Annotated in this window: 17 protein-coding genes; all 17 read left to right on the top strand. The window is 65.6% G+C overall.

Annotation, left to right across the window (positions count from 1 at the left end; genetic code table 11):
• Positions 1-408: 408 nt before the first annotated feature.
• The 17 genes from ACPT9U_RS06010 to nqrE all read left to right on the top strand — a co-directional run bounded on the left by ACPT9U_RS06010 (position 409) and on the right by nqrE (position 24,520).
• The gene (locus ACPT9U_RS06010; RefSeq protein ID WP_435750220.1) at positions 409-2,334 is read left to right on the top strand and encodes a DUF1302 domain-containing protein; all 1,926 of its coding nucleotides are present in this window, start codon (positions 409-411) and stop codon (positions 2,332-2,334) included.
• Positions 2,335-2,363: 29 nt separating this feature from the next.
• Entirely contained in the window at positions 2,364-3,695 is a 1,332-nt protein-coding gene (locus ACPT9U_RS06015) for a DUF1329 domain-containing protein (RefSeq protein ID WP_435750221.1), read from the top strand.
• Positions 3,696-3,833: 138 nt separating this feature from the next.
• On the top strand, positions 3,834-4,808 hold the full coding sequence (locus ACPT9U_RS06020) for a WD40/YVTN/BNR-like repeat-containing protein (protein ID WP_435750222.1): 975 nt from the start codon (positions 3,834-3,836) through the stop codon (positions 4,806-4,808).
• Positions 4,808-7,144, top strand: a complete 2,337-nt coding sequence (locus ACPT9U_RS06025) for an efflux RND transporter permease subunit (protein ID WP_435750223.1) — start codon at positions 4,808-4,810, stop codon at positions 7,142-7,144. The genes ACPT9U_RS06020 and ACPT9U_RS06025 overlap by 1 nt, the downstream gene beginning before the upstream one ends.
• A gap of 136 nt (positions 7,145-7,280) precedes the next feature.
• A complete protein-coding gene (locus tag ACPT9U_RS06030; RefSeq protein WP_435750224.1) occupies positions 7,281-7,982 on the top strand; it encodes a TetR/AcrR family transcriptional regulator in 702 nt (233 codons plus the stop codon).
• A gap of 21 nt (positions 7,983-8,003) precedes the next feature.
• Complete coding sequence (locus ACPT9U_RS06035) at positions 8,004-10,490, top strand: acyl-CoA dehydrogenase (RefSeq protein WP_435750225.1); 2,487 nt, start codon at positions 8,004-8,006, stop codon at positions 10,488-10,490.
• Positions 10,487-11,767 carry an acetyl-CoA C-acetyltransferase gene (locus ACPT9U_RS06040; RefSeq protein WP_418364344.1) on the top strand — a complete coding sequence of 427 codons (1,281 nt, stop codon included), beginning with the start codon at positions 10,487-10,489 and terminating at the stop codon, positions 11,765-11,767. The genes ACPT9U_RS06035 and ACPT9U_RS06040 overlap by 4 nt, the downstream gene beginning before the upstream one ends.
• Positions 11,767-13,758: a 3-hydroxyacyl-CoA dehydrogenase NAD-binding domain-containing protein gene (locus ACPT9U_RS06045; protein ID WP_435750226.1), complete on the top strand. Its 1,992-nt coding sequence runs from the start codon at positions 11,767-11,769 to the stop codon at positions 13,756-13,758. Before ACPT9U_RS06040 ends, ACPT9U_RS06045 begins: the two co-directional genes overlap by 1 nt.
• Before the next feature lie 108 nt (positions 13,759-13,866).
• Positions 13,867-14,277: an acyl-CoA thioesterase gene (locus ACPT9U_RS06050; protein ID WP_435750227.1), complete on the top strand. Its 411-nt coding sequence runs from the start codon at positions 13,867-13,869 to the stop codon at positions 14,275-14,277.
• 55 nt (positions 14,278-14,332) lie between these two features.
• The gene (locus tag ACPT9U_RS06055; protein ID WP_435750228.1) at positions 14,333-15,976 is read left to right on the top strand and encodes a fatty acid--CoA ligase; all 1,644 of its coding nucleotides are present in this window, start codon (positions 14,333-14,335) and stop codon (positions 15,974-15,976) included.
• Positions 15,977-16,042: 66 nt separating this feature from the next.
• On the top strand, positions 16,043-18,424 hold the full coding sequence (locus ACPT9U_RS06060) for a 3-hydroxyacyl-CoA dehydrogenase/enoyl-CoA hydratase family protein (RefSeq protein ID WP_435750229.1): 2,382 nt from the start codon (positions 16,043-16,045) through the stop codon (positions 18,422-18,424).
• A gap of 38 nt (positions 18,425-18,462) precedes the next feature.
• Entirely contained in the window at positions 18,463-19,662 is a 1,200-nt protein-coding gene (locus ACPT9U_RS06065; protein WP_435750230.1) for an acetyl-CoA C-acyltransferase, read from the top strand.
• A gap of 241 nt (positions 19,663-19,903) precedes the next feature.
• On the top strand, positions 19,904-21,244 hold the full coding sequence (locus ACPT9U_RS06070) for a Na(+)-translocating NADH-quinone reductase subunit A (protein ID WP_435750232.1): 1,341 nt from the start codon (positions 19,904-19,906) through the stop codon (positions 21,242-21,244).
• A gap of 2 nt (positions 21,245-21,246) precedes the next feature.
• A complete protein-coding gene (locus tag ACPT9U_RS06075) occupies positions 21,247-22,458 on the top strand; it encodes an NADH:ubiquinone reductase (Na(+)-transporting) subunit B (RefSeq protein ID WP_418364337.1) in 1,212 nt (403 codons plus the stop codon).
• Positions 22,451-23,239, top strand: coding sequence for a Na(+)-translocating NADH-quinone reductase subunit C (locus ACPT9U_RS06080; RefSeq protein WP_435750233.1), 789 nt, complete (start codon positions 22,451-22,453; stop codon positions 23,237-23,239). The genes ACPT9U_RS06075 and ACPT9U_RS06080 overlap by 8 nt, the downstream gene beginning before the upstream one ends.
• A gap of 2 nt (positions 23,240-23,241) precedes the next feature.
• On the top strand, positions 23,242-23,910 hold the full coding sequence (locus ACPT9U_RS06085; protein WP_418364335.1) for an NADH:ubiquinone reductase (Na(+)-transporting) subunit D: 669 nt from the start codon (positions 23,242-23,244) through the stop codon (positions 23,908-23,910).
• A 1-nt stretch (position 23,911) separates the two neighbouring features.
• On the top strand, positions 23,912-24,520 hold the full coding sequence (gene nqrE / locus ACPT9U_RS06090; protein WP_418364334.1) for an NADH:ubiquinone reductase (Na(+)-transporting) subunit E: 609 nt from the start codon (positions 23,912-23,914) through the stop codon (positions 24,518-24,520).
• Positions 24,521-24,532: the final 12 nt, after the last annotated feature.

Consider the following 24,532-nt stretch of genomic DNA (forward strand, 5'->3'; position numbering starts at 1 on the left):
CTGCTTCGGGCTACGCCCTTTGCAGGCTTCCCACCTCGCATAACCGAGCGGACAATTCATTTGCTACAACACCGGACAGTTCTATTTGTTGCCAACAATTCCGGGCCTTCCGTGCAAAAAAACACGCATGCTCAGCTTGACTTCCGCGGCGGACTTTGTAGTATTCAAACAAACGTTCGAATTAGTTCTTTCGATACGCTCATCGCAGAAACGATGGGTGGCTCACGCAGGCCGGACGGTGCATACGCGTTTTTCCCGAGGAGACACGGAACGCGGACTTGCGCATGCTCGGTATCGGTGTTTGCGCGATGCGCTCGGCATGCGATGCGTGTTTCGCAGAACCTTGGCCACGTCTACAACAAGATTTTCCGCCAGTTGGCGGCGAAATCGCCCATGAGGAGGAGTCAAATGAGTCGGAGTCATTCAGCAGCGCAGCCGCGCCGCCCCGGGCTGGCGCTCGGTACCCTGGCAGCTTCCGTTGCCCTGGCCTTTGCTGCGCCCACCGCGGTGCATGCGTTCGAGTTCACCAGTGCCAGCGGCGAGGTGACGGGCAGTTTCGATACCACGCTTTCGGTCGGCGGCCTGTGGCGGATGCAGGATCGCGAGTCTTCGCTGATCAGCATCGCCAACGGCGGTACCTCGCGCGACCCCAACTCCGATGACGGTAACCTCAAGTACGACAAGGGTGACATGGTTTCGCTGGCCTTCAAGGCCACGCACGACCTGGAGCTGAGCTACCGGAACTTCGGCGCCTTCTTCCGTGGCACCTATTTCTACGACCACGCCTTCATGCACAAGAGCGGCATGAGCAATGCCGCGCGCGGCGAACTCGGGCGCGATGCGGAGCTGCTCGACGCCTATGTGCGCGGGCGCTTCGACGTTGGCGGTCGGGCGCTCAATGTGCGTGCCGGTCGCCAGGTGGTGAGCTGGGGCGAGAGCACCTTCATCCAGAACGGCATCAATGTCCTCAACCCGGTCAACGTCAGCCGCTTGCGCGTGCCCGGCTCCGAACTCAAGGAAGGCCTGACCCCGATCGGCATGCTGTGGGCTTCGCAGGAACTCACCGACAACGTCTCCGCTGAAGTCGTGTGGATGGCGGAGTGGGAGAAGACCAAGATCGAGCCGGCGGGGACCTTCTTCAGCACCAACGACTTCGTGTCTGCGGGGGGCAACATCGCCTACACCGGCTTTGGCCGGCTGAATGACGGCAACAAGCCGCCGATGATGTACATGGGACCGACCACGCCCGCCCAGCTTTTCGCGCCTCGTGCGGATGACCGGGAGCCGGGGAATGGCGGCGAGTACGGTCTTGCGTTGAGGATGCTGGTACCTGAGTGGAACTACACCGAATTCGGCCTTTATCACGTGAACTACCACAGCCGGATTCCGTTCGTTTCGGGCTACCGGGGAGGGTACTCGACCCACGGCACGCCGATTCCCGGCTGCAACGTGTTCGATCCTGTCGTCGCCTCAGGGGCAAGCGGCTTGCCGGGCGGGTGCGCCTACGCGAGCGGTCGTGGCGGGGAGTATTTCGTCGATTATCCAGAGAACATCAAGCTGTTCGGTTTGAGCTTCAACACCGCAGGTCCGGCCGGCATCGCCCTGCAGGGGGAGTACTCATATCGCAAGAACCAGCCGGTCCAGTTGCCGTCGGCAGAATTGCTGCTTGCAGCGCTGGGTGCGCCCAACCAGATCACGGGCACGGGCGTGACGCAGGTGGGGCCGAGCACATTCGTTCCGACTGCCTTCCTGAAGCCCTATGGCGAGGAGATCACGGGGTATCGCCGCGTGAAGATGCATCAGGTTCAGCTGACCGGTACCAAGGCGGTGCCGCAGGTGCTGGGTGCGGAGCAGATGGTCGTGGTCGGAGAGATCGGCTATACGCATCTGAATCTGCCTTCGAATCTGAAGTTCGCAGCATCCGGCTGCCATCTGCCGCAGGTGGGTTCGTCGACGGCCACTTCGTTCGGCGCCACCAGCGCCGGTTGCTTCATGACGGAAAACTCGTGGGGGTATCGGCTGCTTGCCCGCTTCGAGTACCCGAACGCGGTTGCCGGTGTGAACCTCTCGCCGCGCATCGCGTTTTCGCATGACGTCAGCGGCAGGGGGCCGACCTTCAATGAAGGTGCCAAGGCCGTCACGCTGGGGCTGGGCATGAACTACCGGCAGAACTGGCAGGCCGACATTGCGTACAGCACCTTCTTCGGTGGCAAGAAGATCACGGGGGTCGATCCGAGCCCGAATCCGTATGGCCAGCCGCAGACCTACGCGAGCCACACCAACCCGCTCTACGACCGCGATTTCCTCTCGGTCAGCGTCAGCTACTCGTTCTGAGCACCCACCGGATTCTGGAGACTCAAGTTATGCGCAAGACACTCACGATTCTCGGCGCAGCGCTCGCGGTGGCGCTGGCCACGCCGGCCCTGGCCGATGCCTCGCGGTTGGGCAAGGACCTGACGCCCATGGGGGCGGAACTCGCCGGCAACGCGGCGGGCACCATTCCCGCCTGGGACGGCGGCCTGAAAGCCGCTCCGGCGGGTCATGAGGCGGGCGGGCACTATGCCGACCCCTTCGCAGCCGACAAGCCGCTGTTCACGATCGACGCCAGCAACCACGCGCAGCATGCCGACAAGCTCACCCCGGGCCAGCTCGAGATGCTCAAGACCTACGCCACCTGGAAGCTGAACGTCTACCCGACGCGGCGCAGCGCGGCCTTCCCGCAGGGGCACTACGAGCAGACCGTCGCCAACGCCAGCCGCGCCAGGCTGGTCGACGGTGGACGCACGGTTGAAGGCACCACGGGCGGCATCCCCTTCCCGATTCCGCAGAACGGCGCCGAGGCGATCTGGAACCACCTCGCCCGCTACCGCGGCGAGGCCTATGCGATGAACTGGAGCCAGGCAGCGGTGACACGCCAGGGCACCTACACGCCGGTGCGCTTCGAGTACCAGTACGACTTCCACTACGGCAGCCTGAACAAGTCGCCGGAGCAGATCGAGCAGGGCAAACTGTTCAACTTCCTGCAAACGGTGACCGCGCCGGCCCGACTGGCGGGGCAGATCCTGCTGGTGCACGAGTTCCTCGACCGCCGCCAGGCCTGGACCTACAACCCCGGCCAGCGCCGCGTGCGCCTGGCGCCCAATGTCGCCTATGACAACCCGGGCACAGCGGCCGACGGTCTGCGCACCAACGACGACTTCGACATGTACAACGGCGCCATCGACCGTTACGACTGGAAGCTCGTAGGCAAGAAGGAGATCTACGTTCCTTACAACAGCTACAAGCTGGTGGGCAACACGGTGAAGATGGCTGACGTGCTGCAGGCCGGGCACCTGAATCCCGAGCACGCGCGCTACGAGCTGCACCGTGTGTGGGTGGTGGATGCGACGCTGAAGGACGGCACCAGCCACAGCTACAAGCGCCGGACGTTCTACCTCGACGAGGATTCGTGGTCGATCCTGGTGATCGACAAATACGACGCTCGTGACCAGCTGTGGCGGGTGTCGGAGCTGCACACCGTGAACTGGTACGACATTCCGATGCTGTACCCGAGCCTGGAGGTGCACCACGACCTGCAGTCCGGCCGCTACATCGCGATGGGCCTGCGTAACGACGAGCCGCGCGTCTATCAGGCGATCGATGCGCGTCCGGCGGACTTCACGCCGGCGGGCCTGCGCGGCGCGGGTACGCGCTGATGCGGCAAGCCCGGCCTGCCGAGGCCGGGCGTTTTCGTTCGTCGGGCTGCGGGTCGCCCGTCCCCGACGAACGGCAAGACCTCTTTCCTGTCCTGACTGCCGGCCCCTTGCAAGGGCGCGGCATGCGAGCACCTCCTCATGAACCGAGCAATCGGCGTCCTCTTCGTCGCCTTCGTGGTGGCAGCGACGGCCTACGCTTTCTCCGGGCGAAGCGACTCGCCCATGCCGCCCACCCAGGTCCGGATCTCGAACCTGCAGATGCTCGATGCTGCCGAGAGCCCCGAAGGCCGGCTGCTCGCGGTGGGTGAACGCGGGAAGATCTTCATCTCCGACGATCGTGGCGGGAGCTGGCGTGCAGCCAGCGCCCCAGGCGCAGCAGTGCTTGCGGCGGTGCGTTTCATCGACGCCCGGCAGGCGGTCGCGGTCGGGCATGACGCCGTGGTCCTGCGCAGCGAGGACGGGGGCGAGAGCTGGCGCATGGTGCAATCCGATCCCGAGGCCGAAGAGCCGCTGTTCGGGCTGTGGCTCGGTGAAGGCGGACAGGGCTTTGCGGTCGGTGCCTACGGGCGTTTCCTCGCGACCTCCGATGGCGGCGAAACCTGGGCGCCGCGCGAGATCGAGGCGAACGCGGACGCGCTGCACCTCAATGCGGTGCTGCCGCTCGGTGGCGAGCGTTTCCTGATTGCCGGCGAGGCCGGCACGCTGCTGCGTTCGGACGACGGCGGGCAGACCTGGTCAGCGCTCGAGTCCCCCTATGCGGGGTCCTTCTTCAATGCGCTTTCGCTTGCCGAGGGGCGTGCCCTGGTGTTCGGCATGCGGGGCCATGTGTTCCGCACCGATGATGCTGGGGACTCTTGGACCGAGGTCGATACGGGCGTGCATGCCTCTCTCTTCGGCGGGCGCGTGCTTCGGGACGGCAGGGTGGTACTGGTTGGCCAGAGCGGCGTGGTGTTGGTGAGTGCGGATCAGGGGCACAGCTTCGACCGTCTGCAGGGGCCGGACCGGCTGGTGCGTGCGGCGGTGGCAGAAGTGGGGGATGGCGAGATTCTGCTGGTGGGTGAGGAGGGCGTGGTGCGCATGAGCTTGCCCGCGGTGGCCGGGGAGAAGTCCTGATGTTGAAGCAGTTCGTCGAGTTCCTTGGTCTGCTGCTGTTCAAGCGGCGCAAGTTCTTCCTGGGCGTTTTCGTGCTGTTGACCGTGCTGCTCGGCGCGTCGGCGAGCCGCCTGCAGGTCGACGCGGGTTTCGAGAAGATGATCCCGCTCGAGCACGAATACATGAAGACTTTCATGGCCTACCGCAACACCTTCGGTGGTGCCAACCGCGTGCTGGTCGCGCTGCGTCAGCATGAGGGCGACATCTACAACGCGGGTTTCATGCAGAAGCTGAAATCTGCCACCGACGAGGTGTTCTTCATTCCGGGCGTGGACCGGGCGACCGTGACCTCGCTGTTTACGCCCAACGTACGTTTCATCGAGGTGGTCGAGGCCGGTTTTGCCGGTGGCAACGTCATCCCGGCGGACTTCGAGGGCACGGCGGCGGATCTCGAGACCGTGCGTGAGAACGTGCTCAAGTCCGGTCGCGTCGGCCGCCTGGTGTCCAACGATCACCGCGCGGCGATGATCAGCGCGGAGCTGCTCGAGATCGATCCGAACACCGGTGCCCGGCTGGATTACCTTGCCGTGGCGAAGCAACTCGAGGACCTGCGCGCGCGCTATGCGGGCGAGGGGCTGGATGTGCACATCATCGGCTTCGCAAAGGCGGTGGGTGACATCACCGACGGCGCGCGTGGCGTGCTGATGTTCTTCGTGGTTGCGTTCGGCATTACCGCGGTACTGCTGTTCCTGTACTCGGGTTCGGTCAAGCTTGCAGTGCTCACGCTGGCATGCGCGATGGTCCCGGTCGTTTGGCTGATGGGGCTGCTACCGCTGATCGGCTTCGGCATCGACCCGATGTCCATTCTGGTGCCTTTCCTGATCTTCGCCATCGGCGTCAGCCATGCGGTACAGATGACGCACGCCTGGCGGCTGGAAATCATGCAGGGGGTGGGGCCGCTGACCGGTGCGCACAATGCCTTCCGCCGTCTGGTGCTCCCGGGCTCGATGGCGCTGACCACGACCGTGGTCGGCTTCCTCGTCATCCTGCGCATCGAAATCGACATGGTGCGCGAGCTGGCGCTTACCGCCGGGCTCGGTGTGGCACTCATCCTGGTCACCAACATGCTGCTGCTGCCGGTGCTGCTGTCGTGGACGCGGCTCGATGCGGAGGCGATGCGGCGGACCATGACCGCCGAAGCGAAGGACCACTGGCTGTGGGCGCGCCTGCGTACGCTGGCCGAGCCCAAGCGAGCCACGGTGGTGGTGCTGATCACCGCGGTGCTGCTGGGCGCAGCCACCTGGAAGTCGCGTGACCTGCGCACCGGCGATCTCGGTCACGGCATCCCCGAACTGCATGAGGACTCACGCTACAACCAGGATACGGCCGCAATCGTCGAGTCGTTCTCGATCGGTGTGGATGTGCTGTCCGTGATCGTGCAGACGAAGGGCGTGGATGGCGCATGCACGAACTTCGAAATCATGGACACCATCGACCGCTTCGAAACCACCATGCGCGGCGTTCATGGGGTGCAGAGCGTGGTTGGCCTGCCGGGCGTGGCAAGGACGATCAATGCGGGGTGGAACGAAGGCAACCCCGCCTGGCGGGCGTTGTCGCGCAACCCGACCGTGCTCGCACAGTCGGTGACGCCGGTCGATACCAGTACCGGCCTGCTCAATACCGACTGCAGCGCGATGCAGGTGCTGATCTTCACGCGCGACCACGAAGGGCCGACGATCGCCCACATCGTCTCCGAGGTGAAGGCCTTCCGCGAAGCCAATCGTGGCGAGCATATCGACTTCCTGCTCGCCTCCGGCAACGTGGGGGTCATGGCCGCGACCAACGAGGCCGTCGACGCGGCCTCGCTCGAGATCCTGGTGCTGGTGTTCGGGGCGATCAGCCTGCTGTTCTTCCTCGAGTTCCGCTCCTGGCGTGCCACGTTGTGCATCATCCTGCCGCTGATGATCGCTGCGGTGTTCTGCAACGCGCTGATGGCGCTGCTCGGCATCGGGCTCAAGGTGTCCACGCTGCCGGTGGTGGCGATCGCCGTGGGGATCGGGGTCGACTACGGCATCTATTTCTACGAACGCATGTCGCACCGCTTCGAGCATGGTGATTCGCTGCCCGACGCCTTTTACGCCGCGTTGAGCCAGCGCGGCACGGCGGTGATGTTTACCGCCACGACCATGGCGGTGGGGGTAGGCACGTGGATCTTCTCGGCGCTCAAGTTCCAGGCCGACATGGGTCTGATCATGGCGCTGATGTTCGTGATCAACATGCTTGGCGCGCTGCTGCTGCTGCCCTCGCTGGCGGCATTGCTGCTCGGCGACCGCCCGGCGGCCGAAAGGAAGGGCTGAGCGTGCGGGCCTTGCGTCCGGCGGCGAGGTTCGCGCAAAGAGAGACAAATCCGCACATGAAAAATATTGACAGGCTTCAGGCTTTCCTTAGAATTCAAACGAACGTTTGAATGAGCTTGACTCATTCAGGAGACCGATGGTGAGCACAACAACCGGCAGACATGGACCCGAGACGCGCGGCCGCATCCTGGATGCAGCCGAGGCCCTGTTTGTCGAGCATGGGCTGGAGGTGACCTCCATGCGCATGATCACCGCGCTCGCGGGGGTGAACCTGGCTGCCGTGAACTATCACTTCGGCTCGAAGGAAAACCTGATCCAGGAGGTTTTCCGGCGCCGTCTGGGGGAACTCAACCAGCGCCGCCTGGCTGCGCTGGATCAGGTGGAGGCGGATGCGGTGCGTGCAGGTGTCCGCGTCAAGCCCTCGCAGGTGCTGGAGGCGTTCTTCGAGCCCTCGCTGCAGATGGCGACCGATCTCGCACACGGGGGGCGGATCTTCATGCAGCTGCTCGGTCGGACCTACACCGAGCCGAACGCCTTCGTGCGCAAGTTTCTCGCGGCCGAATATGCGGACACGCTGGAGCGCTTTCTCGCTGCGCTGTACGAGTCCCTGCCGGGCGTGCCACGCGAGGAGATCCTGTGGCGCTTCCACTTCATGATGGGTGCGACCTCCTACGCGATCGCCGGCACTGACGCACTGCAACTTTTCGCCGGCAAGTTCGACGACGAAGACCCCGCGCGGCTGATTCCGCGATTGATGTCCTTCCTGCTGGGCGGCCTCAGGGCGCCCCTGCCCGATTTTGCACACTCCGGCACGGCCGAGCCGGGCGATGTGCGCTGACCGATCAGGAGAATACGAAAGATGATCTGGTTGCTACTGGTTTCCCTCCCTCCCTTGGCAGGCGCGCTCGCCTACGGGCGAGCGCCTCTTTTTGCCTGGCTCGGGCTTGGGTTGGCGTGGCTTGCTGCCGTGGGCTGGGCTGCAGGCTGGGGGTTTGGCTGGACTGTCCTCGCGCTTCTGGCCTATGGCGGCGCGCTCGGAGCGATGATGAATGAAGGCATGCGCCTGAAGCGGATCACCGGTCCGATCTTCAAGGCCTTCCGCGCGGTGCTGCCGACGATGTCGCAGACCGAGAAGGACGCGCTCGAGGCCGGCACCGTGTGGTGGGAAGGCGAGCTGTTCGCCGGCAAGCCCGACTGGAACAAGCTGCAGTCCTATCCCTGGCCGAAGCTCAACGCAGAGGAACAGTCCTTCCTCGACAACGAAACCGATGAACTCTGCCGCCTGACCGACGACTGGGACTGCACGCAGAAGGGCGACATGCCGGCCGAGGTCTGGCAGTACATCAAGGAAAAGGGCTTCCTTGGCATGATCATCCCCAAGGAGTACGGCGGAAAGGGCTTCTCCGCCTTCGCCCACTCCCAGGTCGTGACCAAGCTGTCCACGCGCTCCTCGGCGCCGGCGGTGACGGTGATGGTGCCCAATTCGCTCGGACCGGCGGAATTGCTGTTGCACTACGGCACGCCCGAGCAGAAGCAGCACTATCTGCCGCGACTGGCGACCGGTGAGGAGATTCCGGCGTTTGCGCTCACCAGTCCGTGGGCGGGCTCCGATGCGGCCTCCATCCCCGATGCCGGCGTGGTGTGCAAGGGCATGTGGAACGGCGAGGAAGTGCTCGGCATGCGCGTCAGCTTCGACAAGCGCTACATCACCCTGGCGCCGGTATGCACCGTGTTCGGCCTGGCCTTCCATCTCTACGATCCCGATCGCCTGCTGGGGGGCGAGGAGGTGCTCGGCATCACCTGCGCACTGATCCCGCACGACCATCCGGGAGTGGACATCGGGCACCGCCACTTCCCGCTCAATGCGGTGTGGATGAATGGTCCGGTGCGCGGCAAGGATGTGTTCGTGCCGCTCGAGTTCATCATCGGCGGGCCGAAGATGGCCGGCCAGGGCTGGCGCATGCTGATGGAGTGCCTCGCGGCCGGCCGCAGCATCTCGCTGCCGGGCTCCAATACCGGCATGCAGAAGATGACTGCGCGTGCGGTGGGCGCCTATGCTCGCGTGCGCTACCAGTTCAAGACCGCGATCGGTCGCTTCGAGGGCGTGGAAGAGGCGCTTACCCGCATCGGCGCCAACACCTATCTGTGCGATGCGGCGCGGGTGATGACCGCGGGCGCAATCGATCTGGGCGAGAAGCCTTCGGTGGTGTCGGCGATCGTGAAATATCACGTTACCGAGCGCGCTCGCCAGACGGTGAACGACGGCATGGATGTGATCGGCGGAAAGGGCATCTGCCTGGGGCCGCAGAACTTCCTCGGGCGTGCCTACCAGCAGATTCCGGTGGGCATCACCGTGGAGGGTGCCAACATCCTCACCCGCAGCCTGATCCTTTTCGGCCAGGGTGCGATCCGTTGCCATCCCTACGTGCTCAAGGAAATGCACGCGGCGCAGCGCGGCGACCTGAAGGCCTTCGACAAGGCGCTTTGGGGGCACGTCGGTTTCACCGTGTCCAATGCGGCGCGGGCGCTGGTGATGGGGCTGACCGGTTCGCACTTCGTCGGCGTGCCGGACACGGTGGCGCCGGAAACCCGGCGTTACTACCAGCAACTCACGCGCTTCTCGGCTGCGTTCGCCTTCATCGCCGACATCTCCATGGGCACGATGGGCGGTGCGCTCAAGCGCAAGGAAAAGCTCTCCGCCCGTCTGGGTGACATTCTTTCGCTGATGTACCTGGTCAGCGCAACCCTGCGGCGCTACGAGGCCGAAGGTCGCCAGGCGGCCGATGCGCCCCTGATGCACTGGGCGATCTGGGACTGCATGTTCCGTATCCAGCAGGCCTTCGAGGGCGTGATCGCGAACTTCCCGAACCGATTCTTCGCCTTCCTGCTGCACCGCGTGGTGGTGTTCCCGCTCGGCCGCCCGTATGTCGTGCCTTCCGACAAGCTCGGGCATCAGGTCGCGGCGCTGCTGCTCGAACCCTCGCCAACCCGCGACCGCCTGACGTCCGATGTGCATCTGCCCACCGATGTCGAGGAGCCCGTCGGTGCGCTCGAGGCAGCGCTGGTCGCGACCATCGACGCGGAGCGGATCGAGGCCAAGCTCAAGGAGGCGCGCCGTGAGGGGCGCTTCGATCCCAGGATCCTCGCCTCCGGGGACGTGGATGAGATCTGGCGCATTGCCCTGCATGCGGGGGTGATCGACGAGCGCGAGTACGCGATCATCGAGCGCCGGAACATGTTGCGCGACAAGGTCATCCGGGTGGACGACTTCAAGTACGACTTCGGACTCAAGGCTGCGATGCGCAAGGTGCCGTCGCACTCGCCGGCGCGCGAGGGGGCGGCATGACGCGTCCGGTCTACATTGTCGACGGTGCGCGCACGCCTTTCCTCAAGGCACGCAATGCGCCGGGTCCCTTCACCGGGGCGGACATGGCCACCGCCGCGGGCAGTGCACTGCTGGTGCGCCAGCCCTTCGCTCCCGATGAACTCGACGAGGTGATCCTGGGCTGTGCCAGCCCTTCGGTCGACGAGGTCAACATCGGCCGTGTGGTGGCGCTGCGCATGGGCTGCGGCAACGCGGTGCCCGGCTGGACGGTGATGCGCAACTGTGCCTCCGGCATGCAGGCCATCGACTCCGCGATTGCCAACATCCAGTGCGGTCGCAGCCAGCTCGTGCTCGCCGGCGGTGTGGATGCGCTGTCGCACGCGCCGCTGCTGTTCTCGGACAAGATGGTGCGCTGGCTGGCGGGCTGGTACGCGGCCAGGGACGCAGGACAGCGCTTCGAGATGCTCCGGCGCTTCCGCTTCGGCCACCTGAGTCCGGTGATCGGCATCATGAAGGGGCTGACCGACCCGATCGTCGGGCAACTGATGGGCCAGACTGCCGAGAATCTGGCGTGGAAGTTCGGCATCAGCCGTGAGGACATGGACGCCTTCGCGGTCGAGAGCCACCGCCGCGTATGCGCCGGGCAGGACGCTGGGCACTACGCCGACGAGATCGTTCCGCTGGTCGATCGCGACAGCAAGGTCTACGCGGCCGACGACGGCGTGCGGCACGACTCGTCCATGGCCAATCTCGCCAAGCTCAAGCCGTTCTTCGACAGGAAGTACGGCCGTGTCACCCCCGGCAACAGCTCGCAGATCACCGATGGCGCCGCCTGGCTGGTGTTGGCCTCGGAAGAGGCGGTCGAGCGCCACGGCCTGCAGCCGCTCGGGCGCATCGTCGACAGTCAGTGGGCAGGCCTCGCGCCCGATCAGATGGGTCTGGGGCCGGTGCACGCCACGATGCCGATCCTGCAGCGCCACGGCCTGGCGCCGAACGACCTGGATGCGTGGGAGCTCAACGAGGCCTTCGCAGCGCAGGTGATCGCCTGCCTGCGTGCCTTCGGCGACGACGAATACTGCCGCACCCATTTCGGCACCGACGCCCCTGGCGCACCGGCTGCGGAGCGGCTCAACGTGGATGGTGGCGCGGTCGCGCTCGGCCATCCGGTCGGCGCGAGCGGAGCTCGCATCGTGCTCCATCTGCTGCATGTGCTACGCCGCAAGGGCGGCGGGCGTGGCCTCGCGTCGATCTGCATCGGTGGTGGGCAGGGTGGCGCGATGCTGGTGGAGACCGTCTGATGAGCACGAACATGCAACATGACTGGAAGCACTGGCGCCTGCGTCGGGAGGAATCCGGTTTGGCCTGGCTGGATCTGGACAAGGCGGACGCGAGCGCGAACGTGCTGTCGTCCGAGGTGATGAGCGAGTTCGCCAGCGTGCTCGACGCGCTGGACGCTGCGCCGCCGAAGGCGCTGGTGATTGCCTCGGCCAAGCCCGCCGGCTTCATCGCCGGCGCCGATATCGAGGAGTTTTCGCGGCTGGACTCGGTGCTGGCCGCGCGCAGGCTGGTCGAGCGTGGCTGGCTGCTGTTCAACCGGCTGGCTGCGGTGGGGTACCCCACGCTGGCCCTGATCCGCGGCCACTGCATGGGCGGGGGGCTGGAGTTGGCGCTCGCCTGCCGTTACCGCATCGTGGTGGACGAACTCGGCACCAAGCTCGCGCTGCCCGAGGTCATGCTCGGCATCGTGCCGGGGTGGGGCGGCATGTTGCGCCTGCCCGACCGGATCGGCCCAGCTGCGGCGCTGGACATGATGCTGACGGGCAAGGCGGTGGACGCAAGGAAGGCGAAGCGCCTCGGCATCGCCGACGACTGCGTGCCGCCGCGGGTGATGGAATCGGCCGCGCGCATCATGGCCCTGTCCGGTGCGCCGGCACGCAAGCTGCCGCTCAAGGAGCGCGCGCTGCGCTGGGCGATGAACGGCCCGGCGCGGGCAAAGGTCGCCGACAAGGCCCGCGCCCAGGCTGCGAGCAAGGTGAGCCGCGAAAACTACCCGGCACCGTTCGCGATCATCGACATCTGGGAGCGCTACCGCGGCAACGCGCTCGACGTTCCGGCGCAGGATCCGTCCTCGCTCGACACGATCTTCACCTCGCCGACCGCGCGCAACCTGGTACGCGTCTTTTTCCTGCAGGAGCGGCTCAAGGCCTTCGGCAAGGACAGCGACTTCGCGCCACGCCACGTTCATGTGGTGGGTGCGGGCGTCATGGGCGGCGACATCGCCGCGGTGTGTGCGCTGCGCGGCATGACGGTGACGCTGCAGGACCAGTCCGTCGAGCGCATCGCACCGGCGATCGCGCGCGCCGCAAAGTTGTTCGAGCGCCGCCACAAGGGCGATCCGAAGCAGGTTCGGTTCACACTCGACCGGCTCATCCCCGACCCCAGGGGCACGGGTGTGGCGCGCGCGGACGTGATCATCGAAGCCATCTTCGAGAACCTGGACGCCAAGCGTAGCCTGTTCGCGGATCTGGAAGCGCGCGCGAAGCCCGATGCGCTGCTGGCCACCAACACATCCAGCCTGCGCCTGGAGGACATCGCCACTGCGCTGAAAGACCCCGCGCGGCTGGTGGGTATCCATTTCTTCAACCCGGTGCCGATGCTGCCGCTGGTCGAGGTGGTGCAGGGCGAGGCCACCGACGCCGAAGTCCTGCGCCGCGCCACCGGCTTCGTGCGCCGGATCGACAAGCTGCCGCTGCCGGTCAAGAGTACGCCGGGCTTTCTCGTCAATGCGGTGCTCGGCCCCTACATGCTCGAGGCCCTGCGCTGCGTGGAGGAAGGCGTCGCCCCCGAGACCGTCGATGCCGCATTGCTTGCCTTCGGCATGCCGATGGGGCCGGTCGAGCTGGTCGATACCGTGGGGCTGGATATAGCGGTCGCGGCGGGCAAGGCGCTTGCGGGTGAGGGGGCCGAGCCGCCGAGGCGGCTGATGAAGCTGGTCGGCGAAGGCAAGCTCGGCCGCAAGAGCGGGGAAGGCTACTATCGTTGGGAAGATGGCAAGGCGATCAAGGGCGAGGCGCAGCAAAAGGGCGGCAAGCGCCGCAAGCCTGCGCCCGAGCCGATTCCCTACGGGCTGGCCGGACGCGTGATCGCCCCCTTGCTCGACGCCACGCAGCGCTGCGTGGCGCAGGGGGTGGTCGCCGATGCCGACCTGGCCGACGCAGGCGTGATCTTCGGTGCGGGCTTCGCACCTCACACCGGCGGGCCGATGCACTATGTTGCGAACAGGAGCTAGGGCCCGCTACGTGTCGCCCTGCGGCACAGGTGGCCGCGGGTGGCTTGCATCCCGGCCAGCCCCGGTCTTTTCCCCTTCGAAGTTGGTGCCTGGCGCAAGGAGTTCGTGATGCCCCCGCATGCAGCCCCCGTGTTTACCTCGCTTCCGGAGCACAAACAGCCCGCCCTGCGCGTGATGCCGATGCCCGCCGACCTCAACCCTGCGGGTGACGTGTTCGGTGGCTGGATCATGTCGATGGTCGATATCGCGGGGGCGATCCCCGCGCACAGGCGGGCCAAGAGTCGCGTCGCGACCGTGGCGGTGAATTCGTTCGTATTCAAGCAGCCGGTGTCGGTGGGCGACCTGGTGAGTTTCTATGCGGAGGTGGTGTCGGTGGGTTGCAGCTCGGTGACGGTCGATGTGGAGGTCTTCGCCGAGCGTGACCCGGAGAACCTGGTGGTGGTGAAGGTGACGGACGCGCGCCTCACCTACGTGGCGCTCGATGATCGCGGGCGCAAGCGGCCGATTCCGGCCGAGTGAATGCGGCACAAGCGCCGCACGAATGCCGCACTGTACAACCGGAGGTTTGCTGTCCATGCATGAACATCTGATCGAATCGACGCCCTCGGCGTATGGCTATCCACTGCTGATCAAGCAACTCCTGCACACGCCGCGTGCCACCGCCGCGGACCAGGAGATCGTTTACGCGGACAAGGTGCGCATGCGCTATGCGGACCTGTTCGAACGCATCGACCGCCTCGGCAATGCACTCGCCAGCCTCGAGGTGCAGCGCGGGGACACGGTGGCGGTGATGGACTGGGACAGCCACCGCTATCTGGAGTGCTTCTTCGCCGTACCCATGTACGGCGCCGTGCTGCAGACCGTGAACGTGCGCCTGTCGCCGGACCAGATCGCCTATACGCTGAATCACGCCGGTGCGAGCGTGCTGCTGGTCAATGCCGAGTTCCTACCGCTGCTGAAGCAATTCCGTACCGAACTGGAGAGCGTGCGCAAGCTCGTGCTGATCAGCGACGAGCCGGTCGACGAGGATGCGCTGCCCGAAGGGTTCGTGGGAGAGTACGAGGTGCTGTTGGCGCAGGCGTCCAGCGAGTTCGAATTTCCGGATTTCGACGAGAACACCCGGGCCACCACCTTCTACACCACGGGCACCACGGGGCTGCCCAAGGGCGTGTATTTCAGCCATCGCCAGCTGGTGCTGCACACGCTGGCGACCACGGCGGCGCTGGGCCTGTCGCCCGCGCAGGGGCGTTTCCATCGCGGCGACGTGTACATGCCGATCACCCCGATGTTCCATGTCCATGCCTGGGGCGTGCCCTACATCGCCACGCTTGCGGGGGTGAAGCAGGTCTATCCGGGGCGCTATCACCCCGACACGCTGTTGAGCCTGATCGAGCGCGAGAAGGTCAGCTTCTCGCACTGCGTGCCCACGATCCTGATGATGCTGCTGATGTCGCCGCGCTCCAAGGACGTCGACCTCTCCGGCTGGAAAGTGGTCATCGGCGGTTCGGCGCTGCCCACGGGTCTGGCCGAGCAGGCGCTCGCGCGTGGCATCGATGCCTTCACCGGCTATGGAATGTCGGAGACTTGCCCGATCCTGACCCTGGCGCACCTGCCGCATGACGCCGACCCGTCGCAGCCACATGCCGATCTGCGCGTGAAGACCGGGCGTCCGATCCCGCTGGTCGATTTGCGCACCGTCGATGCGAATCTCGCCGACGTGGCCCGCGATGGCCGCAGTGTGGGCGAGGTAGTGGTGCGCGCGCCCTGGCTGACGCAAGGCTATCTGCACAACCCGGAGGCGTCGGCGCATCTGTGGGAAGGCGGCTGGCTGCATACCCAGGACATCGGCCACATCGACCCGGCCGGCTACCTGCAGGTCACCGACCGCATCAAGGACGTGATCAAGACGGGCGGCGAGTGGGTGTCTTCGCTCGAGCTGGAGGATCTCATCGGGCGCTGCGCGGGGGTCGCCGAAGTGGCGGTGATCGGGGTGCCGGACGAAAAATGGGGCGAGCGTCCCGCCGCGCTGGTGGTGCGAAAGCCCGGCAGCGAGGACACGCTGGATGCCGGCACGGTGCGCGCCCATGTCGAGCGTGCCGCGCAGGAAGGCCATGTGTCGCGCTATGCAGTGCCCGACAAGGTGGTGTTTGTCGATGCGCTGGATCGCACGAGTGTCGGCAAGATCAACAAGCGCGCCCTGCGCGCCCGCTTCGCCTGAAGCACGAATGCGCCCGCGCCGCGTGCGCGCGGGCTTGAACCGAGACTCTCTCATCAGGAGGTGCATGTGAGCAGATTGATCATTCGCAAGGTTGCCGTGCTCGGCGCCGGCGTCATGGGGGCGCAGATTGCGGCCCATTGCGCCAATGCCGACGTGCCGGTGGTCCTGTTCGACCTACCGGCCAAGGAAGGCCCGGCCAACGGCATCATCGACAAGGCCGTCGCCGGCATGAAGAAGCTCGATCCGGCGCCGTTCGCCGCCAAGGATCGGGCGCAGTACATCGAGCCCGCCAACTACGGCAGCGATCTCGCACGCCTGGGCGAGTGCGACCTCGTCATCGAGGCGATTGCGGAGAAGATGGAGTGGAAGCTCGATCTCTACGCCAAGGTGGCGCCGCACCTCAAGGCGGGGGCAATCTTTGCCTCCAACACCTCCGGCCTGTCGATCGAGGCGCTTGCTGCCGGGATGCCGGTCGATCGCCGCAGTCAGTTCTGCGGCATCCACTTCTTCAACCCGCCGCGCTACATGCCGCTGGTGGAGCTGATCCCCACCGCGGCCACCGACCCCGCGCTGCTCGACGGCCTGGAAACCTGGCTGACCACGCGTCTGGGCAAGAGCATCGTTCGCGCCAAGGACACGCCCAACTTCGTCGCCAACCGCGTCGGCGTGTTCTCCATCCTCGCGGTGCTGCACCATACCGCCCGCCTCGGGCTGGCCTTCGATGAAGTCGACCTGCTCACCGGCCCGCGCATCGGCCGCCCCAAGAGCGCGACCTTCCGTACCGGCGACGTGGTGGGCCTGGATACGCTGGCGCACGTGGTCGGCACCATGCAGGCCACCCTGCCCAACGACCCCTGGCATGCGCACTTCAGCACGCCTGAATGGCTGCAGGCCCTGATCGCCAAGGGCGCGCTCGGGCAGAAGACCAAGTGCGGCATCTACCGCAAGCAAGGCAAGCAGATCCAGGTGCTCGACCTGAAGCTGCAGGACTACCGCGAAAGTGGCGGTGAGGTCTTCCCCGAGGTCGACGCGATCCTGAAACTGAAGAACCCGGCGGAAAAGTTCGCCCAGCTCGCAGCGCATCCGCACCCTCAGGCGCAGTTCCTGTGGTCGATTTTCCGTGATGTGTTCCATTACTGCGCGGTGCACCTGGGCGACATCGCCGACAACGCGCGCGATGTGGATCTGGCTATGCGGTGGGGTTTCGGCTGGGCGCAGGGACCTTTCGAAACCTGGCAGGCCGCCGGCTGGAAGGCGGTGGCGGAGATGGTTCGCGACGATATCGCGCACGGTCGCGCCATGGCCGACGTGCCGCTGCCGGCCTGGGTGTTCGAGCGCGAGGGCGTGCATGCGCCGGCCGGCGCCTACAGTGCGGCGGAGAACGCGCTGAAGGCGCGTGCCAAGCTGCCGGTGTATGAGCGCCAGCTCTATCCCGACCGTGTGCTTGGCGAGGCGCCGGACGATCGTGGCGAGACGCTGTGGGAGAACGCCGGCGTGCGCCTGTGGCGCCGTGCCGACCAGGATGCGCGCATCGGCATCGTGTCGATCACCTCCAAGATGCACGCGATCGGCGACGAGGTCATGGATGGCCTGCTCGAGGCGATCGCGCGTGCCGAGCGCGAACTCGACGGGCTGGTGATCTGGCAGCCCGCACCCTTTGCGGTGGGCGCCAACCTGCAGCAGGTGGGTGAGGCCTGCCGTGCCGGGCAGTTCGATCTGCTCGAGAACATGGTGGCCAAGTTCCAGCGCACCTCGATGGCGATCAAGCATGCACAGGTGCCGGTGGTGGCTGCAGTGCAGGGCATGGCGCTGGGGGGCGGCTGCGAGTTCGTCATGCACGCCGCGCACCGGGTCTTTGCGCTGGAGAGCTATGTCGGCCTGGTGGAGGCCGGCGTGGGCCTGATCCCGGCCGGCGGCGGCTGCAAGGAGTTTGCTCTGCAGGCGCACGCCATGGCGCAGCGTGCGGCGGGCGGCGACGTGTTCCCCTTCATCCAGAACGCGTTCCAGACCATCGCCATGGCCACCGTGGCCAAGAGCGCGCAGGATGCGGTGCGGCTCGGCTTCGGCCGCGCCTCGGACGACGTGCTGTTCAACGCGCACGAGATCCTGTTTGCGGCGATCCGCCGTGCGCGTGCGATGGCCGAATCGGCCTGGCGGCCGGCTCTGCTCGATCCGCAGGTCACCGTGGCGGGACGCAATGGCATTGCCACCTGCGAAATGATGCTGGTGAACATGGCCGAGGGCGGCTTCATCTCGGCGCACGACTACCGCGTCGCCAGGGCGGCGGCCACCGCGCTGTGCGGCGGCGAGGTGGACACCCATCGCCGTGTTGGCGAGCAGTGGATCCTGGATGTCGAGCGTGCGCAGTTCGTCGAACTGCTCAAGACCGAGAAGACCCAGCAGCGCATCGCGCACATGCTGGAGACTGGCAAGCCCCTGCGCAACTGATGGCCGCCGTCTGACGGCAACGGATTGAGGAAACAAGCATGAGCAAACAGATTCAGGACGCCTACATCGTCGCCGCGGTGCGCACGCCGGTCGCCAAGCGCAATGGGGCTTTCCGTTACGTGCGCCCCGACGACCTGCTGGCGAAGGTGCTGCGCGCGGTGGTGGCCAAGGTGCCCAACCTCGACGCCAACGAGATTGGCGACGTCATCACCGGTTGTGCGATGCCGGAGGCTGAGCAGGGCATGAACGTGTCGCGCATCGGCTTGCTGCTGGCGGGCCTTCCCGACGGCGTGCCGGGCCTCACGATAAACCGCTTCTGCGCCTCGGGCCTGCAGTCGGTGGCCGATGCCGCCAACCGTATCCGCTTGGGCGAGGCGGACGTCATGATTGCCGCCGGCACCGAGAGCATGAGTGCGATGCCACAGATGATGGGCAACAAAGTCAGCCTCAACCCCGAGATTTTTGCGCATGCGGAAAATGTCGCGATCGCATATGGCATGGGTCTGACCGCCGAGAAGGTCGCGCAGCAGTGGGGGGTGAGTCGCGAGGACCAGGATGCCTTTGCGGTCGAGTCGCACCGCCGTGCCTGCGCGGCGATTGCGGCGGGCCACTTCGCGAGCGAGATCGTGCCCTACGCGGTGCAGTCGCATGTGCCCGGCGGCGATGGCGCGGTGCGCATCAGCGAGCGTGTGCTCGAGCATGACGAGGGGCCGCGCCCCGACTCCGCGGTGGAAAAGCTCGGCAAGCTGCGCCCGGTGTTTTCCGCGCGCGGCTCGGTCACGGCGGGCAACAGCTCGCAGATGTCCGATGGCGCTGCTGCGGTCCTGCTGATGAGCGAGGCCGCGGTGAAGCGCTACGACGTGCGGCCGATCGCACGCTTCGCCAGCTTCGCCGTCGCCGGCGTGCCGCCCGAGGTCATGGGTATCGGTCCGGTGGAGGCGATCCCGCGTGCGCTCGCGCGCGCCGGAGTGACGATGGCGGACATCGGCTGGACCGAGCTCAACGAGGCCTTTGCCGCCCAGGCGCTGGCGGTGATGCGTCAGCTTGAGATGGACCCGGCGAAGGTGAACCCGCTCGGGGGCGCGATCGCACTGGGCCACCCGTTGGGCGCTACGGGGGCAATCCGCACCGCGACGCTGATGGCGGCGATGCAGCGCGACCCGGGGCTGCGCCACGGCATGATCAGCATGTGCATCGGCACGGGCATGGGGGCTGCAGGCGTCTTCGAGCGCTGCTGATCGCTTCTGTCCTTCTCCGCCGTGAGCGCCGCTGGTTGCTCGCGGCGGGCCCTGGTTGGCGTGTGGATAACACGGATGACGTGAACGTCAACACGCTCTCGGCGTGATCCCGGGGTAACAATCTTTTATAATTCGTGCGTTTATCGACGCGAGGCCGTCACTTCAGCCGCTTGCCGAGGGGGCAGGTGCGCAGATCCAGGGCGGCCTCGTCCATTCCCACGAGTCTATGGGCGAAAAGCGCATGATAAGAATCAAACGCGGCCTGGACCTGCCCATCACCGGCGCGCCCGCGCAGCGGATCGAGGACGGACGTCCGGTGCGCAGCGTGGCCGTCATCGGCTTCGACTACCACGGCATGAAGCCGACCATGGCAGTGCAGGTCGGCGACCGGGTGAAGCTCGGGCAGGTCCTTTTTTCCGACAAGAAGACGCCGGGCGTGGTGTTTACTGCGCCGGGCGCCGGCACGGTCAGCGCCATCCATCGCGGTGATCAGCGCGTGCTGCAGTCGGTGGTGATCGATCTCGAAGGCGATGAGGCCGTCGAGTTCGCGCGCTACGGCGATAGCGAGATCGACGGGCTCGACCCGCAGAAGGTGCGCGAGGGCCTGATCGAGTCGGGTCTGTGGACTGCGCTGCGTACGCGGCCGTTCAGCAAGGTGCCCGCGATCGATGCGCAGCCGAAGTCGATCTTCGTCACCGCGATGGACACCCATCCGCTTGCGGCCGACCCGACGGTGGTTATTGGAGAGCATAAGGACGATTTCGCGCGCGGTGCTCGCGTGCTTGCGCGCATCGCGCCGGTCATGGTTTGCCACGCCGAGGGCACGCAGATGCCGTGTGCCGGCCTCTCAAACGTGCGTACCGAAGCCTTCGCCGGGCCGCATCCGGCGGGCCTTGCGGGGACACACATTCATTTCCTCGATCCGGTGCATGCCGAGAAATCGGTGTGGTCGCTCAACTACCAGGACGTGATCGCGATCGGCAAGCTGTTCGCCACCGGGCGGTTGTGGACCGAGCGCGTCGTGGCGATTGCCGGTCCCATGGTTGAAAAACCCCGCCTGCTGCGGGCGCGTCTGGGCGCTAGTCTGGACGAACTCACCGCAGGAGAACTCAAGACTGGCTGCAAGGTGCGCGTGATCTCGGGTTCTGTGTTCGGAGGGCGCACTTCCCGTGGTGCCTGTGCCTACCTGGGACGTTATCACCTGCAGGTGTCCTGCCTTCAAGAGGGTACCGACCGCGAGATGCTGCATTACCTGCGTGCAGGGGCCGAGAAGCACTCGGTGCTCCCGCTGTACATCTCCAGGCTTTCTCCCGGCAAGCTGTTCAACTTCACCACCAGCACCAACGGCAGTCCGCGTGCGATGGTGCCGATCGGGAACTACGAAGAGGTGATGCCGCTCGACATGCTGCCTACGCAGTTGCTGCGCGCGCTGATCGTCGGCGACACCGAAACCGCCCAGAAGCTCGGCTGTCTGGAACTGGACGAGGAAGATCTCGCGCTGTGCACCTACGTGTGCGCCGGCAAGTACGAGTACGGTCCCATCCTGCGTGACAATCTCACGCGCATCGAGAAGGAGGGTTGAGCATGAGTCTGCGCTCCTGGCTCGACAGCATCGAGCATCACTTCGAGAAGGGCGGCAAGTACGAGAAGTACTATGCCCTGTACGAAGCCGTCGACACCGGTCTGTTCAAACCGGCCAGCGTCACCCGTACCACGGCCCACGTGCGTGACGGTCTCGACCTCAAGCGCATGATGATCACGGTGTGGCTGTGCACCTTCCCCGCCATGTTCTTCGGCATGTGGAACGTCGGCTACCAGGCCAACAGCATCCTCGCAGCCAATGCCGACCTGATGGCGGCGCAGGAGGGCTGGCGCATCGCACTCACCGGCGCGCTGGCGGGGCTGGATCCGGCCAGCCTGTGGGCGAACTTCCTCCACGGGGCGACGTACTTCCTGCCTGTTTATCTCACTACCTTCATCGTCGGCGGCTTCTGGGAGGTGTTGTTCGCTTCGATCCGCAAGCATGAGGTCAACGAGGGCTTCTTCGTCACCTCGGTGCTGTTCGCCCTCACCTGCCCGCCGGATATCCCGCTGTGGCAGGTCGCGCTCGGGATCAGCTTCGGCGTGGTGATCGGCAAGGAAGTCTTCGGCGGCACCGGCAAGAACTTCCTCAACCCGGCGCTCACCGGCCGTGCCTTCTTGTATTTCGCCTACCCGGCCGAGATGTCGGGCGATGCGGTGTGGACCGCAGTCGATGGCTATACCGGCGCAACCATGCTTTCGCTCGGCGCCTCGGGCGGCATCGAGGCGGTGCTCGGCAACGGCATCGACTGGATGAGCGCGTTCCTCGGCACGGTGCATGGTTCGATCGGCGAGACCAGCACGCTCGCCATCCTGTTGGGCGGCGTGGTGCTGCTGGGGATGAAGATTGCCTCGTGGCGCATCGTTTCCGGCGTGATGGTGGGCATGATCGCGACCAGCCTGCTGTTCAATGCCATCGGCTCCGATACCAACGCCATGTTTGCCGTTCCCTGGCACTGGCACCTGGTGATGGGGGGCTTCGCCTTCGGCATGATCTTCATGGCCACCGATCCGGTATCGGCTTCGATGACCAATACCGGAAAGTGGATCTTCGGTGCGCTGATCGGCGTGATGACCGTGCTGATCCGCGTGGTCAACCCGGCCTTCCCGGAAGGCATCATGCTCGCCATCCTGTTCGGCAACCTGTGTGCACCGCTGATCGACCACTTCGTGGTCGCGGCCAACATCAAGCGGAGGCTCGCGCGCAATGTCTAAGAAAGAATCGACGAGCCGTACGCTGCTGGTGGCGCTCGCGGTCAGTCTCGTCAGTTCGGTCTTCGTCGCCGGCGCAGCGGTGTCGCTGAAGCCGGTGCAGATCGAGAACCGCCAGCTCGACAAGCAACGCAGCATCCTGTCCATCGCCGGCCTGGGCGAAGCGGGCATGTCCGGCCGCGAGGTCAAGGATCTGTTCGCCGAGCGCATCAGTGCCAAGGTGGTGGATCTGGAAACCGGCCAGTTCACCGATGCGAAGGATCCGGCGACGTTCGACCCGCTCAAGGCCGCGCGCGATCCGGCGCTGTCCGATGCGCTGCCGGGCGAGCAGGACATCGCCATGATCAAGCGCCGTGAGCGCTACACCACGGTGTACATGGTCCAGCGCGAGGGCGAGCTCGAGACCCTGATTCTGCCCATTCGCGGTTACGGCCTGTGGTCCACGCTGCACGGCTTCATGGCGGTGAAGGGCGATCTCAACACCGTGGTGGGTATGGGCTTCTATCAGCACGCCGAAACCCCCGGTCTCGGCGGCGAGGTCGACAACCCGAACTGGAAGGCGCAGTGGCCTGGCAAGGAGCTCTTCGACGCGTCCGGCAAGCCGGTGATCCGCATCGTCAAGGGTGGCGTCGACCCCGCTAGCCCGGACGCGAAGCACCAGGTCGACGCACTTGCCGGCGCCACCCTGACCAGCAACGGTGTCGACCGCCTGATCCAATTCTGGCTTGGTGAACAGGGCTTCGGCCCGCTGCTCGCCAAGCTGCGTACCCAACAGGGGGCTTGAAAATGGCCAAACCGACCGTCAAGGAAGTCCTGTTCAATCCGGTCTTCGCCAATAACCCGATCGGCCTGCAGATCCTTGGCATCTGCTCGGCGCTCGCGGTGACGTCGAACCTGCAGACCGCGCTCGTGATGTCGATTGCGCTCACGCTGGTGACCGGCTTCTCCAACCTGTTCATCTCGATGATCCGCAACCAGATCCCGAGCTCGATCCGCATGATCGTGCAGATGGTGATCATCGCGTCGCTGGTCATCGTGGTGGATCAGATCCTCAAGGCCTACGCCTATGGCCTGTCCAAGCAACTCTCGGTGTTCGTCGGCCTCATCATCACGAACTGCATCGTGATGGGCCGCGCCGAAGCCTTCGCCATGCAGAACCCGCCCATGCTCTCGTTCATGGACGGCATCGGCAACGGTCTCGGCTACAGCGTGGTGCTGCTCACCCTGGGCGTGATCCGTGAGCTCTTCGGTGCCGGCAAGCTGTTCGGCGTCGAGATCATCGCGCTCGCCAAGGATGGCGGCTGGTACGTGCCCAACGGCCTGCTGCTGCTGCCGCCCTCTGCGTTCTTCCTGATCGGCCTGCTGATCTGGGGGCTGCGCGCCTGGCGGACCGAGCAGGTCGAGGAACCGAGCTTCCGCATGGCGCCGCAAGTCGTGGAAAAGGAGGCTTACTGACATGGAGCACTATCTGAGCCTCTTCGTGCGGGCCGTGTTCATCGAGAACATGGCGCTCGCCTTCTTCCTCGGCATGTGCACCTTCATCGCGATCTCGAAGAAGGTAGAGACCGCGATCGGACTCGGTATCGCCGTGGTGGTCGTGCAGACCATCACGATGCCGGCCAATAACCTGATCTACACCTACCTGCTGCGTGACGGCGCACTGGCGTGGGCAGGCCTGCCGGATGTCGATCTGTCCTTCCTCGGGCTGCTGTCCTACATCGGCGTCATCGCGGCGATCGTGCAGATCCTGGAGATGCTGCTCGACAAGTACGTGCCCAGCCTCTACAACGCGCTCGGTGTGTTCCTGCCGCTGATCACGGTGAACTGCGCGATCATGGGCGGCACGTTGTTCATGGTCGAACGTGACTACAACTTCTCCGAAAGTGTGGTGTATGGCCTGGGCTCTGGGTTCTCCTGGGCGCTGGCGATCGCACTGCTCGCCGGCATCCGCGAGAAGCTCAAGTACAGCGACGTGCCTGAGGGCCTGCAGGGCTTGGGCATCACCTTCATCACCATCGGCCTGATGTCGCTGGGCTTCATGTCCTTCTCGGGCGTGCAGCTGTAAGGAGACCGTGAA

It is taken from the genome of Thauera sp. AutoDN2, assembly GCF_051280715.1.
Taxonomy (GTDB): Bacteria; Pseudomonadota; Gammaproteobacteria; order Burkholderiales; family Rhodocyclaceae; genus Thauera.